The organism is Bacillus sp. FSL M7-0307, from assembly GCF_038627835.1.
GTDB lineage: Bacteria > Bacillota > Bacilli > Bacillales > Bacillaceae > Bacillus > Bacillus altitudinis.
On record NZ_CP152023.1, the window covers coordinates 2,286,716 to 2,301,568 of the forward strand.

A 14,853-nucleotide genomic window follows, 5' to 3' on the forward strand; every position below is an offset into this window, starting at 1 on the left:
AAATGTTAATAAATAGTAATATTGTTCTATTGCATGATCTTCGGTAAGAAGATGATCAACCCAATCATAACCGAAATGGCGGCGTAAACGCAAACAGCGCCTGCTGCGGCGTCCTTCGCTCTCTCAGCAAGAGGATGCTTCTCTTCTGTGAAAAGATCTACTGTATGTTCAATCGCTGTATTCACAAGTTCTAACGCAAACATCCCGCCGCATAAAAGCAGAATGATCATCCATTCAACCGGATGAATGTGAAACCAAAAGCCGCAAATCACCACGATGATGGCTGCGACTGTGTGGAATCGAAAATTCCGTTCATTCAAGAAAGTTCGCCATATTCCTCTAAATGCATAATAAAAACTCCGAAAAAAACGGACAAGCGGCGTTCGCTTCTTACGATGATCTCGAAAGGCCATAATCATCCAAAATTTTTGTCTGTTTGGCGAACATTTCTTTTTCATCTTCTTCTGTCATATGATCATAACCAAGCAAATGAAGAAAACCATGAATCGTTAAAAATCCTAGCTCTCTCATAAAGGAATGTCCATATTCCTCTGCTTGCTCTTTCGTTCGATCAACACTAATGATAATGTCACCTAGTACCGGCGGAATGTCATCAGCACCAATGATTTCAATTTCCCCTTCGCCTTCTTCCTCAAGTGCAAATGAAATCACATCTGTTGGTGCATCTTTTCCTCGGTATTCTTTATTAATTTGATGAATTTCCTCATTCGAAACGATCGACACTGATACTTCCGCTTGATCTTTTACCTCAAGGGCATCCGCAGCAAATTGAAGAAGCTTTTCCACTTCTTCAAGCTGCTCTTTCGTTACTTGTCCTGTTTCATCTATTAAATCGATTAACAATGTCATTTACTTCACCTTCTGCTTCGGGGCATCTGGATATTCAATCCGAGAATGGAAAATCCCCTTTAATGTTGTACAAATTGTTTGGCTAATAATATTTAATTCTTTAAATGTCAGATCACATTCACTAAATTGTCCATCCTGCATCTTATCTGAAATAATGCCTTTCACAAGCTTTTCAATCCGTTCAGGGTTTGGATTATGCATCGAACGAACCGCCGCTTCCACGCTGTCAGCTACAGAAATAATGGCCGCTTCTTTCGATTGCGGTTTTGGACCAGGATAACGAAATTCTTCTTCTGTCACCTGATCATCCCGTTCTTTTGCCTTATAGTAAAAGAACTTCAGCAGGGACTTTCCGTGATGCTGTTCTGCAATGTCCACAAGTTCCTCTGGAAACTTCTTTTCTCTCAGCATTTCAGCACCATCTGTCGTATGGGCAATAATAATATTCTTGCTCAGCTGAGGAGAAAGCTTGTCGTGTGGATTATCAATGTTCATTTGGTTTTCGATAAAGTATTGTGGTCTTTTCGTTTTTCCAATGTCATGATAATAAGCCCCGACCCTTGCCAACAATCCATTTGCACCGACTGCTTCACATGCAGCATCCGCTAAATTCGCCACCATGACACTATGATGATAAGTACCTGGTGTCTCTGTTAAGATCTTTTTCAGCAGCGGATGATTCGGGTTCGATAATTCAATAAGCTTCATGGTCGAAAGAATGCCAAACATGCTCTCAAAGACTGGCATTAACCCAATAACCAAAATAGCCGATGCAAACCCTGACACAATCGCCATGATGAGGTTTACACCTATTTCAAGCCCTGATGGAGAAGAATTTTGAATCAGCGTAATGGACAGCACAACAAGTACATTCACCAAAGCTACCCAAAGCCCCGCCTGCAAAATTTTCGATCTCGCATTATGTTTTCTCAAAAATAAAATTCCCGCCATCCCGCTTATTAGATAATAAGCACAGATGACATAGTTAAAGACGCCTGTTACTCCTTGATTAAACATCATACTGCCGCAAAGGGCAAATACAAGGCCGGAGAAGATTGCCAGCCGCTCATTGATCAGCAGCTTAATCAGCATCGTGCCAAGTGCCACAGGCACGACATAGCCTATGGTCGTATACTTCGTTTCCTGGAAGAGACTGAATACTTCCATGATGATTAAAATAATGGTGAAAATGAGCGAGTACAGCAGTAACGATTTATTCTTATGGACGAGCGACTTTTTCCTCGATTCCAGTGAGTGGACAATCGCCGCTAAGAAAAGACCGATTAAGATGATAAGACCGCTTACAGGCTTAAACAAATTGGAACTGTTTAAAAGACCGGTCAGTTCTAATTTACGATACACTTCACGGTCAATGAGCTCGCCTTCTTCCACTAAAATTTGCCCTTGCTTGATTTGAACTGGCTGAATATTATCAGCTGCTTCTTGTCTTTTCTTCTCTGTTGCCACCGGGTCAAATACATAGTTTGGAATAATCGCAAATTCACCAATTTCTTTCGCTGCATTTAAATATTTTGACGGAATCGAATTGTTTTCAAGCTCTGCTTTCACTTGTTTCTTTTCATCTTGCAGCTTAGAAGCTGTGATTTCTTTACCCATGAGCGAATTGACCACTGTGATGATGGAGTCCTTTGTAAAAGAAAGGTTTTCGTCACTTGCTTGGAGCAGTGCTTTAATCGATTGATCCGAAACAGCTTCCTGCATATCGGTTGTGAGTTTCTCTTTTACACGCTTCACCATCTCTTGATCTGTTGGCGGGTTCTCTTTGTCATCAGCTGCTGCTTTCTTCTCTTCTTTAATGGCTTCAAAGAGGGATGAAATGAGGTCAACACGATTATCAGAATACGCTTTTTTGAGTGTATATTGGTCTTCTACTTGATCCGTTGCTTCTTGTTTCTTTTCTTCTGTTGCTTCTTGGTCATCAACGGTAGACGGAGAATAGATGGTCTGTTCGCTCACTGAAAACAAATCTAGGTCGAGCGATTCAGGCTTTACATGGAAGAAGAGCACCACAAACAGGATGGCCGCTAAACCAGCGTATAGCAGTACGTTTAAATAGCGTGAGCGCTCCATTTTCTGAGGTTCTTTTTTAGACAGCAGCCTTTTGCGCTTACTGCCTTTCTGATTCTTTCTCAAGGAAAGTACCTCCTTTTTTACTTTAAACCACGATCGAAACAAAATGACCCGATTAAGGCGATCGGGTCACTCAGTTCATTTTTGCTTTTCGTATGCTCCAATGATCTTCGCCACAAGCGGGTGTCTGACCACATCTGTCTGGTCTAATTCAATGAATGAGATACCCTTGATCTCTGCAAGCATGTCCTTTGCAGCCGCAAGACCTGACTGCATACCTTTAGGCAGATCAATTTGTGTAATATCTCCTGTAATGACCATTTTAGAACCAAAGCCTAGTCTCGTCAAAAACATTTTCATTTGAGCTGGCGTTGTATTCTGCGCTTCATCTAAAATCACAAATGCATCATCAAGCGTCCGCCCTCTCATATAGGCAAGAGGGGCAATTTCAATCACTCCGCGCTCAATTAAACGTTCCGTATGATCACTGCCAAGCACATCGTGCAGAGCATCATATAGCGGTCTTAAATAAGGATCGACTTTTTCCTTTAAATCTCCTGGCAAAAAGCCAAGACTTTCTCCTGCTTCAACAGCTGGCCTTGTCAGGATAATCCGTTTGACATGTCCATTTTTCAGGGCATGTACTGCGTTGACCACTGCCAAATACGTTTTACCTGTACCAGCAGGTCCAATCCCAAAGACCAGATCATCTTTTTTCATTGCCGCAGCATATTCACGCTGGCCGATCGTTTTGACTCTGATCGACTTTCCTTTGGCATTTTTCGTAATTTCATCTTCATACATATTTTCAAAATAATTGAGCTTGTCTTTTTGCGCCATTTTAATGGCATAGACGACATCCCGTTCAGAAATCTCAATTCCTTTACGAATGAGATGTAAGAGAGATGTAATCAAACGGCTCACAGTATCTCTTGATGCTTCCTGACCAGAAACATACACTTTCTCTCCACGTGTAATAATGGAGACATTCAGCTCGTTTTCCATCAGTTTCAGATAAGCATCTTGATTGCCAAATAAAGCAATGGCTTCGTTTGGGCTATCCAATTTTTGTTGAATCTCAAGTAAATGTTCTGTCATTCTCTAGTCTCCCTGAACAATAGGTGTTGGTTGAACAATATCTTCTATTACTTGGTAAAGGATGATTAACTTAACTTTACCATTCCCTGTTGTCTCGTGCAAAACTTTTTCACTTTTCACCTCACCTGTTTGACCTAGCTTTTCTTCTAATTCTTTTTTACCCATTTTAATCCCTGCTTGAACCGCTTCTTTATTTGTGTATTCTCGATTTATTTTTTCACTTTCTCGTGTGATTTCCTTTTCATAGGAGAACGGCAGCTGCATATTCAAGAAATGAAGCGGGTGAACTTCTTTTTCTGTTTTCGGCTGCTGAAAATCATCTTTTTTAAAGGAAAATCCCCAAAATGGGATGGAGCCTCCAAACAAGGAGAGCTTGTGCTTTGTCTTCATTTTACCCGTAAAGACATCAAAAGATGTTCGGAGAGGGACAGAAACTTCAGATCGGTACCATGTTTCACCATATATTTTCGCTTTGGCTCCGACCGTTTTTTTCTGATCTTCACTCCCAATTAAACCTGAGACGAGCATCTGCCCTTTTTTCACATGTTCATCGACCTGGGCAAGCGGTTCCCCCTTTTCTACATACATTCTCGTGATGACCGCCTTTTTCTTGGCAACGATGTGCTGAGGACTCGTATATTTCTCCTTTTCAGGTTCATTTTTTTCGACCACTTTCATTTGAAACGTCGTTCCGTTCAGTTCAACTCCGACCCATGTAATGCTCTGAATATTGGTCGTCAATGACTTTTGTATTTTTTCAGGGGTCCCCATAAGAAACTGAAAACGCCCTTTTTGTACCCCTATTTCGTCCAGATGCTTTCTCATTTGGTGTTCTGTTTCTGGATTCGCACCTTTAATCTCAATTTTCCACACCATATTTGAAAGAGCCAATATCGTCACTAGGAAAAAAGCCATCCCGAGGGTGAAGCCAATATTTCTTCTCGACCATAGAAGAAGAAACGGGAACCCTTTCTTTTGATGAAACGAACATTTCACCTCATGATGTCTGCGCACTTTTCTAAAGGCATGTACATCTGAGAGGCGAATAAATAAGCGCACGCTGTCTTGACGGCGGCTCACTTGAAAAATTGTGATCCCCTGTCTCGTGCACTCATTGATCAGCCGCTCAATACCGCTTCCTCTTATCTCCACTTCCACTCTGCCAATAAAATAGGCAAACCATTTGTTCTTCACGTTTCTCCCCTCCGTCAGTTAAGAATCAATATAACGGACCTCATCGATTTTCCCCTCTAATAAGATCTCTTCTGGCAAAATCGTTTTAATCACAAAGTCTTTTCCTGAAATAATGCACTGTCCTTGCTTGAGCATCAGCCTTACCTCTTGATCACTGAAAAGTAAAAGCCCTTTATGGTTCTCTATGTAAATATGGAGTCTGCCAACCATCGTAATACGGGGAAGATCCATCATCACGTCCGGAGGGATTTCAAGTGTTCTTGTCAGCCATGCTTTAAGTCGATTTTTTCTTTTTCCCATTCAATAAGAACCCCTTCCCACCTCATGTGTATGAGATCAAACTGAAAGATGGTGAGACTGATGAGAAAGCCTCTATATCATCCTATTCCTTAGCGGTTCATATCATGCTAATGAATCCCGTAAAACAGCCGTTTCATCATTTTGACTAAGAAAAATCTCCATTACGCAACAAAAAAGCCCCCTTAAGAATAAGGGGACTTTCTTCTTTATCTTTTATATGGTCGTTTCATCGTTCGATGCGGCTTTTTCGCACGAGGCTCTCCAAATACTTCACCAAGGATCATCCCTTGAACGACCGTATCTTGGTTGAGCTTCTCAATGATTTTCGGCTTTATTTCAGCAGATGCTGCCTTTGGCCTAGTAAGCTGTCTTTCAAGCGATTGAAACTCTTTATTCAGCTCGCTTTTTCTTTCTTCCATTTCGGCAAGTGTAGCGGTATAACGATCCTGTAAGGACTGTGAACCTTGTTTCTTCATCCCGCCATGGTCATGTACATCGCCAAAATCGTCCAACTGGTCTGTTTTGACCGGGGCTGGTCGTGTTTGTTCTGCCTTCTTTTGAGGAGCCGGCTTTTGCTGCCGGTTATTTTGTTCCTTCTCCTCTTGTTTGCCGATTTTCCCAAAGACCGCAGAGATAATACCGATGATAATCGCTATTAGTAACGGATTTTCAAATAGAATGTCCAATGGGCTCCCTCCTTAAAGCGTGAGAGGATGCTTATTTTTTTTCATTATCAGATGGACCTTTTGTCATTTTGCCAAATGAATCTCTCATATCCGTATCAGCATCGATATTCTTAATGTTCATGTAGTCCATAACTCCAATATTACCTTCACGTAGTGCTTCGGCCATTGCAAGTGGTACTTCAGCCTCTGCTTCTACTACTTTCGCGCGCATTTCTTCAACTCTCGCACGCATTTCTTGTTCTTGTGCAACAGCCATCGCGCGGCGTTCTTCTGCTTTCGCCTGTGCAATGTTTTTGTCGGCTTCTGCTTGGTCTGTCTGCAGGATTGCCCCGATGTTCTTACCGATATCAACATCTGCGATATCAATCGAGAGAATTTCAAATGCTGTACCTGAATCTAATCCTTTACCAAGAACCGTTTGAGAAATCATATCAGGATTTTCAAGAACCTTTTTATGATTATCTGATGAACCGATTGTAGAGACAATCCCTTCACCTACACGAGCAATGATCGTTTCTTCCCCTGCACCACCGACAAGTCTGTCAATGTTTGCACGAACTGTAATACGTGCTTTTGCTTTTACTTCAATCCCGTCCATCGCAACACCTGAGATAAATGGTGTTTCAATGACTTTAGGGTTTACACTCATTTGGACAGCTTCAAGTACGTCACGTCCTGCTAGATCGATTGCCGCACAGCGAGCAAAATTCAATTCGATATTCGCACGCTGAGCTGCGATCAGTGCGTTGACAACGCGGTCTACGTTACCACCTGCAAGATAGTGGCTTTCTAATTGGTTAATCGTCGCATCAAGACCTGCTTTATGCGCTTTGATGAGCGGGTTGACCACTCGGTTTGGAATCACTCGGCGAAGTCTCATTCCTACAAGTGTAAAAATGCTCACTCTTACGCCAGCCGCTAGGGCAGAAATCCACAGCATCACCGGTACAAAGGTGAAGAAGATCGATAGAACGATCAAACCTGCTGCGATAATCACAAATAATAGTAAAGTAGATGGATCCATTTTATTCCTCCTATAAAATCAGTATATCTATACTTTCCTCACGACAATGCGTGAGCCTTCCGCTTTCACAATTTTTACTTGTTCATCCTTATCGATAAAAGCACCTTCTGACACAACATCAATGCGCTCGTCTCCGAATACAATCGTACCAGATGGACGAAGTGCTGTTGCTGTCACTGCGATTTGTCCTACAAGATCATCTCTTGTTTCATTTGAGACATAACCACTTTCTTTATTGGTTGAATCGGTTAAAATGAACTTTTTAAAAAATTTCATACGTTTCCCCAACACCTTTGTCAATAAAATAACTGCTATGATTGAAACAGCAGTGGCAATCAAGATGGAAATCGCCATTTCTGTAAAGCTTCCAGCTGCTAAAAATAAGCTGACAACGACACAGATTAGTCCAATGACACCCACGATTCCCCCTGGCAAAAATAATTCCAGAATGATCAACACAATCCCTGCCAAAAACAGGAACAATGTCTCATATCCTGCAAAACCTGCCACGAGATGACCATAAAAGAATAGAAGAAGCGCTGTGACTCCCATGGTACCTGGGACCCCAAAGCCGGGAGAATATAATTCAACAATTAACCCTAAGCTCGCGATGGATAAAAGGATAGGAATGACGATCGGATGCGTGAGAAAACGCGCAACCTTTTCAGCAAAGCTCACTTCATCGTATTGAACAGAAGCATCTGCTAAGTTCAGCTTCTGAAGCAAGTCATCCATATTTTTCGCTTCTCCTTCTGCATAACCGAACTGAAGCGCCCGATCTGTGTTAAAGGTCAGCAATTCTCCTTTTGGTGCACCAGCTTCTTTTGCGTCTATATCTACATCTGCCATCGCAAGAGCATATTTTGGATCACGCCCCTGCTTTTCAGCAGCGTCACTCATTTCAGCAAGCCATAGAGATTCAGATTTTTGATCGGCAGCGTTGCCTTCACCGTCAATGATCGCAGCAGCCCCCATCTTTCCGTTTGGGGTCATATAAATTTGATCGGCATTTAGGGCGATGAATGCCCCGGCTGAAAGCGCTCTATGATTCACAAACGCTGTCACTGGGATGTCGGATGCACGAATGGTATCGGCTATTTCAAGCGCCGCATCGACTGCACCACCTGGTGTATTGATGTCGAGAATGATGTGCTTCGCCCGTTCCGACTTTGCCTGCTCAAATGATCGTTCAATGAATTTAGAAAGTCCTTTTTCTACTGTATCTTCAATTGGGATAACATGAACTTTCTGATCTGCTGATTTCGCGGTCAATTGAACCCCTAATAACAAGCATATTATAAAACAACTGAAGAGAGCAATAGAAATTTTCATTTTTTTCATCTATTTGGTGATCCCCCCTCTCTTTCTTTCATTTTACCGTTCCTTTACATACGTTACAAATGTATCATAGGTTTCATTTTTATATGACAGAATGATGGAGGCATAAAAAAAGTACCCTTCTAACATGAGAAGGATACTTTTTTATTGAGACAGTTGCTCGCTGACAAGTCTGTTAATCACAGCACCATCAGCTTTACCTTTTACCTTTGGCATTATAGCGCTCATGACTTTACCCATATCAGCTTTCGATGAAGCACCGGTTTCAGCGATTGTTTCTTTCACAACCGCCTGCAGTTCTTCTTCAGAAAGCTGTTCAGGTAAATAAACGTCTAAAATGTCAATCTCTTTTTGAACTTTATCTACTAAATCTAAGCGATTAGCTTTCGAAAATTCATGGAGGGAGTCTTTACGTTGCTTAATCTCGCGGGAAAGGACGGTTAGTTCCTCATCTCCGGTCAAACTGTCTTTCTTAAGCTTTATTGCTTCATTTTGCAGTGAAGCCTTTACCATACGAATGACAATAAGCTTGTCTTTCTCTCGGTTTTTCATAAAAAGCTTCATATCAGAATTTAATTGCTCAAGAAGACTCATAAAATCCACCCTCTTTAGAATTTACGTTTTCTAGCAGCTTCAGACTTTTTCTTACGCTTTACGCTAGGCTTTTCATAAAATTCACGCTTTCTTGCTTCTTGCAATGTTCCAGTTTTGGATACACTGCGTTTAAAGCGACGAAGAGCATCTTCAAGCGATTCGTTTTTTCTAACGACCGTTTTTGACATTCTCTTTCCCTCCCTCCGAATACACCAATCGACTGCATTAAAAAAAGATATACATGCAAAACATGTACCTAGACATTATAATATAAGCCTAGGTTGAGGTCAACTAAGTGATTTGGAAATATATTTTCGTCATGAGCAGGTAGACAAGTCCATATATTCATTGGTAAGAGGAGGACTTTTCTATGATGGCGATCATTTATTTTTGTGCACTTATTTTCATTTTTTTATGGGCAATGGGTTTGCTTAGGAAAGGATTAATGGCGCTCACGTCGTCTCGTATTGAGAAATCTCTTCTTCTCTTTACAGATCATCCAGTCAAAGCATTCTTGGTCAGTATTGTGTTTACAGGGGTTCTTCAAAGCAGTTCGGCGTTTATGGTCATCGTTATCGGCTTTGTGAGTACAGGTATTCTCACGTTTAAAAAATCCATACCCATGATTCTTGGAACGAATATCGGCTCAACATTTACGACAGAATTTATTGCCATTAAGATGGACGTGTTTATGTGGGTTCTGATTGCAGCTGGTCTTTTATGTATCATTTTGGGCAGGAAGTCTTTTCGATATGCAGGAAAAAGTTTATTTGGGCTTGGCATGATCTTTTTTTGCATTCAAGGTTTTTCAAAAATTGCAGGTATGATGACCAGCCAGCCAGAGACACTGCATTTCCTTGAAATGATGCAGCACTCCGATTGGACAGCTCTTCTCTCTGGTACAGTGCTCACGGCGATTGTTCATTCAAGCTCCGTATGTATCGGTATTTTGATGGGATTTATGAATGAAGGGACTGTCGCTCTAAAAGAAGGCATCAGCTTTGTTTTAGGGTCCAATATCGGGACATGTATTACTGCCGTGATGGCTGCTATCTCTGGCGGTTATGCAGCACGCCAAACCGCGTATGCACACGTCGTATTTAATGTTCTAGGTGTTCTTTTATGTCTTCCTTTTCTCGCCTTTATCACAGAGTTTGTTGCGCTTCTCGCAAGCTCTCCTGCCCAGCAGATTGCTCACTTTAGTCTGCTGTTTAATGTTGCAAGTTCTCTCCTCTTTTTCCCGTTCATCCGCCCTTTTCACGCCTTGATTTTGTTCCTTCTTCCGAATCGGTCAACATAAAAGAAACCGGCTTGCCTAATGGCTGCCGGTTTTTCATCTATTATGAAGTCATTCTCACTTGATCCGTCTGCACGTCATCACTTATACGGACGAATTGTCCTTCGTTATATGGATAACCTGCTTTCGTAATCTTCACTTTTACCAAACGGCCGATCATGTCTTCTGTTCCTTCAAATACAACCTTCATGTAGTTATCAGTATATCCTACATACAGATTGTGCGTTCCGTCTTGTTCTTTGAAGGATTCTTCTGGAATAATCTCTAAGACATCGCCTTCATATGCCGATGCATATTCTTTTGCAAGCTGATCAGAAAGAGCAATGAGGCGGTGAACTCGTTCATTTTTCACATTCTCATCTACTTGATCTTCCATTCTTGCAGCAGGCGTACCTGTCCGTTTGCTGTAAGGGAACACATGGAGCTCAGAGAATTGATGGTCTTTGACAAAATTGTATGTTTCCATAAATTCTTCTTCTGTTTCTCCTGGGAATCCAACGATCACATCTGAAGTGACAGCAAGACCTGGCAATGCTTTTTTGAGCTTCGTTAAACGCTCTGCAAAGAATTCCATTGTGTATTTACGGCGCATTCTTTTCAGTACAGTATTAGAGCCAGATTGAAGCGGAATGTGCAAGTGTCTCACAATTTTATCTGACTGATCGAGCACTTCAATCACTTCGTCTGTAATTTGACTTGCTTCAATGGATGAAATGCGGATTCGTTTTAATCCCGCCACACGTTCATCTAATTCTTTCAGAAGCTTAGCAAAGTTATAATCCTTTAAATCTTCACCGTATCCACCTGTATGAATACCTGTTAATACAATTTCTTTGTAGCCGGCATCGACAAGCTGCTGCGCTTGATTGATGACTTCTTCTGGATCGCGAGAACGCAGTAATCCGCGAGCCCAAGGGATAATGCAGAATGTACAGAAATTGTTACAGCCTTCTTGGATTTTTAATGAAGCACGTGTTCTGTCAGTAAACGCAGGAACATCTAGTTCTTCAAAGACCCGTGCTTTCATGATATTGCCAACTCCGTTGATCGGCTGTCTTTCTCTTCTGTATTCTTCAATATAACCAAGCAGTTTATGTCTGTCTTGTGTGCCAACCACAATATCAACACCAGGAATCGCCATGATTTCTGCCGGAGATGTTTGTGCGTAACAGCCTGTTACACAAATGACACCATCCGGATTATGACGAATGGCTCTTCTAATGACTTGGCGGCTTTTTTTATCGCCTGTATTGGTGACGGTACATGTATTAATGACATATACGTCTGCTTTTGATTCATAATCTTTTCTTTCATAGCCAGCTTCTTTAAACAGCTGCCAGATGGCTTCTGTTTCGTAGTGATTGACCTTACAGCCAAGTGTATGGAACGCTACTGTTCCCATCATGATTCACCTCTTAATAACTCTGTTTGATAAGATATAGCAGAAAGCGCGTAAAGAGGAGCTGTTTCTGTTCTTAAAATGCGTGGTCCAAGCCCGCAAATGACTGCACCATGCGCTTCAAGTTCTTCAATTTCCTTTTCTGCTAAACCGCCTTCTGGACCAAAAACCACTAATAAGGTTTGTCCGCCCTTCATCTGTTGGAGCACCGTTTGAAACCGGCTTTGCTCGCCTTCTTTCGATGATTCTTCGTATGCAACGACACATTTATCGAATTCACCGGCCAGTTGAATCAGCTCTTTAAATGTTGATACTGGATGAACATGCGGAATGATATTCCGGTAAGACTGCTCGGCAGCTTCTTTCGCAATTTTTTCCCAGCGATCTCGTTTTTTCAATGACTTTTTTTGGTCAAGTTTTGTAATCGAACGAGCCGCTTGAAACGGAATAAAAGCACTTGCGCCAAGCTCGGTGCCTTTTTGAATAATCCATTCAAGCTTATCCCCTTTTGGCAGACCGCTTGCAATCGTCACCTTGATCGGAAGTTCTCGATTCTGATTCGTCCAGCCTTCCAAGTGACAAATCACTTCTTCCTTTGTTATTGTATCAATTTTACTGAGCGCTTCAAAGCCGTCTGTCGTTAAGCAAAGAATGTCCTCTCCTGCTTTCATCCGCATGACGTTTGCAAGGTGATGAACATCTTCACCCTTTATGACGATGTTTCCCTTTTCCGTCACTTCTTCTTTTGTGAGGTCGATAAAATATCGTTGCATACGTGTCCTGACACCTACTCGCTTTATTTTTTCGCTATAATGCTGACCCAATCTTCCATTGACAGCACTTCAACAATCTCAAAACCGGCTTCTTCTAAAGCAGTTTTGACTTGTAATTTCTTTTGTCCGATAATGCCTGATGTAATAAAGTAACCGTCTTTCTTCAATAGATCATACGCTTGATCTGTAAAGCGCAAGATGACCTCTGCAAGGATGTTGGCCACAATCACATCGCGTTCACCTGAAATCCCATCAAGTAAATTGTTTTGTTTTACCGTTACTTGCTCGCTCACACCATTTAATTCGATGTTCTGCTTTGCACTTTCCACTGCAACGGTGTCGAGATCAAATGCATGAATGTCTTTTGCACCGAGCATTGCAGCGGCAACACTTAAAATGCCAGATCCTGTTCCAACGTCAATCACCGTGTCGTTTTCCTTCACATAGCGCTCAAGCGCCTGAATGCAAAGAACCGTTGTTGGATGTGTACCGGTTCCAAATGCCATTCCAGGGTCCATTTCGATGATTAATTCATCAGAATGAACGGGTGTGTACTCTTCCCATGTTGGGACGATGGTAAATTTCTCAGAGATTTTCACAGGATGATAGTATTTCTTCCATGCAGTCGCCCATTCTTCTTCGTTTACTTCACAAATTGACAGTGTATTTCGTCCAAGGTCAATATCATATAGAAGAAGATTGTTGATGGCTTCTTTGATCTCATCTACCGTTTCCATCAAAAAGCTATTCATCGGAAGGTAGGCTTTGACGATAACCCCTTCCTCAGGATAATCATTCGGATCGAGCTGGTAGATCTCACCGTATACATTTTCACGTTCCTTGACTAAATCAAGCGGGTCCTCAATCACGACACCACTTGCTCCTGCTTCATGCAAAATATTGGTGATCGGTTCCACCGCTTCATTTGTTGTATGGACGCTAATTTCTGACCACTTCAATACTACCAACTCCTTATCCGTCTTACTCGCCTTTAAATGCGCGTTTCACCTTATCGAAAAAGCTCATTTCTTGTTCGTCCGGTTTATTTCCGCTCACTTCAGCAAATTTTCTAATGATATCTTTTTGATTTTCAGTTAAATTCGTCGGTGTTACGACGCGTACAACGATATGCTGATCGCCTTGACCATAACCGCGTACATTTTTTACACCTTTTCCTTTGAGTCTAAACTTCGTACCCGTTTGTGTGCCCGCAGGAACTTTTAATTTGACTTTCCCATGTAATGTCGGCACTTCAATTTCATCACCTAGTGCAGCCTGCGCAAAGGTAAGCGGCATTTCGCAGTAGATGTCATCTCCATCTCGTTCGAAGAATTCATGCGCCCTCACATGGAAAACAACAAATAGATCGCCTGGAGGTCCTCCATTTACACCTGGTTCACCTTGACCAGATACTCTAAGCTGCTGACCATCGTCCACACCTGCTGGGATCGTCACATTGATTTTCTTGCGCTTACGCACTTTACCAGATCCACCACATGTTGAACACTTATGTTCAATTTGTTTACCAGTTCCGCTACAGTAGTTACATACTCTGCGGTTGACTACTTTACCAAATGGCGTGGATTGTTCGACATTTAGTTGACCTGATCCGCCGCAATGTGAGCATGTCTTCGCCTGTGTTCCAGGTTTTGCACCTGATCCATGACACGTTTCACATGATTCCTCGCGGGGAATCTCGATCGTTGCTTCTTTCCCAAATGCTGCTTCTTCAAATGAAAGGGTCATTGTATATTGAAGGTCCGCTCCTTGACGCGGTGCATTTGGATCTCTTCTTCTGGCTCCGCCGCCAAAAATACTAGAGAAGATGTCATCAAAGCCGCCGAAGCCGCCAAAGTCTCCTCCACCGCCAAATCCGCCGCCACCAAATCCTTGGTTTGGATCGGTGTGACCGAACTGGTCATAATGTGAACGTTTTTGATCGTCAGAAAGGGTTTCATAGGCTTCTTTTACTTCTTTGAATTTATCATCTGAGCCAGCTTCTTTATTAATATCAGGGTGATACTTTTTTGAAAGCTTGCGGTATGCCTTTTTGATTTCGTCCTTTGAGGCGCTCTTACTCACGCCAAGCACTTCATAGTAATCACGCTTACTCATCTCTTCACACTCCCGATTTTCTCACATAAATACGATTGTATCATTTTAAATTGATCTTTTTCAATTCCTTTTCA

General features: G+C 42.0%; 16 protein-coding genes. 1 reads left to right on the forward strand and 15 read right to left on the reverse strand.

Annotated elements, in window-relative coordinates; all coding sequences use genetic code 11:
* Positions 1 to 26: 26 nt before the first annotated feature.
* From MHI41_RS11710 to rpsU, 11 genes are all read right to left on the reverse strand, one after another.
* Positions 27 to 413, reverse strand: coding sequence for a diacylglycerol kinase family protein (locus MHI41_RS11710; protein WP_008342413.1), 387 nt, complete (start codon positions 411 to 413; stop codon positions 27 to 29).
* Positions 391 to 870: an rRNA maturation RNase YbeY gene (gene ybeY / locus MHI41_RS11715; protein WP_017358013.1), complete on the reverse strand. Its 480-nt coding sequence runs from the start codon at positions 868 to 870 to the stop codon at positions 391 to 393. The genes MHI41_RS11710 and ybeY overlap by 23 nt, the downstream gene beginning before the upstream one ends.
* Positions 871 to 2,961 carry an HD family phosphohydrolase gene (locus MHI41_RS11720; RefSeq protein WP_173408463.1) on the reverse strand — a complete coding sequence of 697 codons (2,091 nt, stop codon included), beginning with the start codon at positions 2,959 to 2,961 and terminating at the stop codon, positions 871 to 873.
* A 138-nt stretch (positions 2,962 to 3,099) separates the two neighbouring features.
* A complete protein-coding gene (locus tag MHI41_RS11725) occupies positions 3,100 to 4,059 on the reverse strand; it encodes a PhoH family protein (RefSeq protein WP_008342419.1) in 960 nt (319 codons plus the stop codon).
* A gap of 3 nt (positions 4,060 to 4,062) precedes the next feature.
* Positions 4,063 to 5,253 (reverse strand): sporulation protein YqfD, encoded by a 1,191-nt coding sequence (gene yqfD, locus MHI41_RS11730; protein WP_041506935.1) that lies wholly within the window; start codon positions 5,251 to 5,253, stop codon positions 4,063 to 4,065.
* A gap of 18 nt (positions 5,254 to 5,271) precedes the next feature.
* On the reverse strand, positions 5,272 to 5,553 hold the full coding sequence (gene yqfC / locus MHI41_RS11735) for a sporulation protein YqfC (protein WP_012010618.1): 282 nt from the start codon (positions 5,551 to 5,553) through the stop codon (positions 5,272 to 5,274).
* A 206-nt stretch (positions 5,554 to 5,759) separates the two neighbouring features.
* Positions 5,760 to 6,239: a hypothetical protein gene (locus MHI41_RS11740; protein ID WP_272511712.1), complete on the reverse strand. Its 480-nt coding sequence runs from the start codon at positions 6,237 to 6,239 to the stop codon at positions 5,760 to 5,762.
* Between the two features lie 31 nt (positions 6,240 to 6,270).
* Entirely contained in the window at positions 6,271 to 7,263 is a 993-nt protein-coding gene (gene floA, locus MHI41_RS11745) for a flotillin-like protein FloA (RefSeq protein ID WP_272511713.1), read from the reverse strand.
* A 27-nt stretch (positions 7,264 to 7,290) separates the two neighbouring features.
* The gene (locus tag MHI41_RS11750) at positions 7,291 to 8,604 is read right to left on the reverse strand and encodes a nodulation protein NfeD (protein WP_007501318.1); all 1,314 of its coding nucleotides are present in this window, start codon (positions 8,602 to 8,604) and stop codon (positions 7,291 to 7,293) included.
* Between the two features lie 141 nt (positions 8,605 to 8,745).
* Positions 8,746 to 9,195, reverse strand: coding sequence for a GatB/YqeY domain-containing protein (locus MHI41_RS11755; protein WP_007501319.1), 450 nt, complete (start codon positions 9,193 to 9,195; stop codon positions 8,746 to 8,748).
* A 14-nt stretch (positions 9,196 to 9,209) separates the two neighbouring features.
* Positions 9,210 to 9,383: a 30S ribosomal protein S21 gene (gene rpsU / locus MHI41_RS11760; RefSeq protein ID WP_003152957.1), complete on the reverse strand. Its 174-nt coding sequence runs from the start codon at positions 9,381 to 9,383 to the stop codon at positions 9,210 to 9,212.
* A gap of 182 nt (positions 9,384 to 9,565) precedes the next feature.
* Between rpsU and MHI41_RS11765 the strand changes: the two genes are divergently transcribed.
* The gene (locus MHI41_RS11765; protein ID WP_116307164.1) at positions 9,566 to 10,495 is read left to right on the forward strand and encodes a Na/Pi symporter; all 930 of its coding nucleotides are present in this window, start codon (positions 9,566 to 9,568) and stop codon (positions 10,493 to 10,495) included.
* A 40-nt stretch (positions 10,496 to 10,535) separates the two neighbouring features.
* Here the strand turns inward: MHI41_RS11765 and mtaB are convergent, their stop codons facing one another.
* Genes mtaB through dnaJ form a run of 4 tightly spaced genes read right to left on the reverse strand, consistent with a single transcriptional unit; the run spans position 10,536 to position 14,779 of the window.
* The gene (mtaB, locus tag MHI41_RS11770) at positions 10,536 to 11,894 is read right to left on the reverse strand and encodes a tRNA (N(6)-L-threonylcarbamoyladenosine(37)-C(2))-methylthiotransferase MtaB (protein ID WP_017367626.1); all 1,359 of its coding nucleotides are present in this window, start codon (positions 11,892 to 11,894) and stop codon (positions 10,536 to 10,538) included.
* Positions 11,894 to 12,664 (reverse strand): 16S rRNA (uracil(1498)-N(3))-methyltransferase, encoded by a 771-nt coding sequence (locus MHI41_RS11775; protein WP_039964037.1) that lies wholly within the window; start codon positions 12,662 to 12,664, stop codon positions 11,894 to 11,896. The genes mtaB and MHI41_RS11775 overlap by 1 nt, the downstream gene beginning before the upstream one ends.
* A 23-nt stretch (positions 12,665 to 12,687) precedes the next feature.
* Complete coding sequence (gene prmA, locus MHI41_RS11780) at positions 12,688 to 13,623, reverse strand: 50S ribosomal protein L11 methyltransferase (protein WP_035390850.1); 936 nt, start codon at positions 13,621 to 13,623, stop codon at positions 12,688 to 12,690.
* A 22-nt stretch (positions 13,624 to 13,645) separates the two neighbouring features.
* Positions 13,646 to 14,779, reverse strand: coding sequence for a molecular chaperone DnaJ (dnaJ, locus tag MHI41_RS11785; protein WP_008342467.1), 1,134 nt, complete (start codon positions 14,777 to 14,779; stop codon positions 13,646 to 13,648).
* Positions 14,780 to 14,853 lie beyond the last annotated feature (74 nt).

What these genes read in the sequence shown, in the direction of transcription:
- MHI41_RS11720 (WP_173408463.1), bottom strand. Translation starts at nt 2,961, where the DNA reads ATGGAGCGCTCACGCTATTTAAACGTACTGCTATACGCTGGTTTAGCG.
- MHI41_RS11710 (WP_008342413.1), bottom strand. Translation starts at nt 413, where the DNA reads ATGGCCTTTCGAGATCATCGTAAGAAGCGAACGCCGCTTGTCCGTTTT.
- floA (WP_272511713.1), bottom strand. Translation starts at nt 7,263, where the DNA reads ATGGATCCATCTACTTTACTATTATTTGTGATTATCGCAGCAGGTTTG.
- mtaB (WP_017367626.1), bottom strand. Translation starts at nt 11,894, where the DNA reads ATGGGAACAGTAGCGTTCCATACACTTGGCTGTAAGGTCAATCACTAC.
- yqfC (WP_012010618.1), bottom strand. Translation starts at nt 5,553, where the DNA reads ATGGGAAAAAGAAAAAATCGACTTAAAGCATGGCTGACAAGAACACTT.
- ybeY (WP_017358013.1), bottom strand. Translation starts at nt 870, where the DNA reads ATGACATTGTTAATCGATTTAATAGATGAAACAGGACAAGTAACGAAA.
- MHI41_RS11765 (WP_116307164.1), top strand. Translation starts at nt 9,566, where the DNA reads ATGATGGCGATCATTTATTTTTGTGCACTTATTTTCATTTTTTTATGG.
- dnaJ (WP_008342467.1), bottom strand. Translation starts at nt 14,779, where the DNA reads ATGAGTAAGCGTGATTACTATGAAGTGCTTGGCGTGAGTAAGAGCGCC.
- MHI41_RS11725 (WP_008342419.1), bottom strand. Translation starts at nt 4,059, where the DNA reads ATGACAGAACATTTACTTGAGATTCAACAAAAATTGGATAGCCCAAAC.
- MHI41_RS11750 (WP_007501318.1), bottom strand. Translation starts at nt 8,604, where the DNA reads ATGAAAAAAATGAAAATTTCTATTGCTCTCTTCAGTTGTTTTATAATA.
- rpsU (WP_003152957.1), bottom strand. Translation starts at nt 9,383, where the DNA reads ATGTCAAAAACGGTCGTTAGAAAAAACGAATCGCTTGAAGATGCTCTT.
- MHI41_RS11775 (WP_039964037.1), bottom strand. Translation starts at nt 12,664, where the DNA reads ATGCAACGATATTTTATCGACCTCACAAAAGAAGAAGTGACGGAAAAG.
- MHI41_RS11755 (WP_007501319.1), bottom strand. Translation starts at nt 9,195, where the DNA reads ATGAGTCTTCTTGAGCAATTAAATTCTGATATGAAGCTTTTTATGAAA.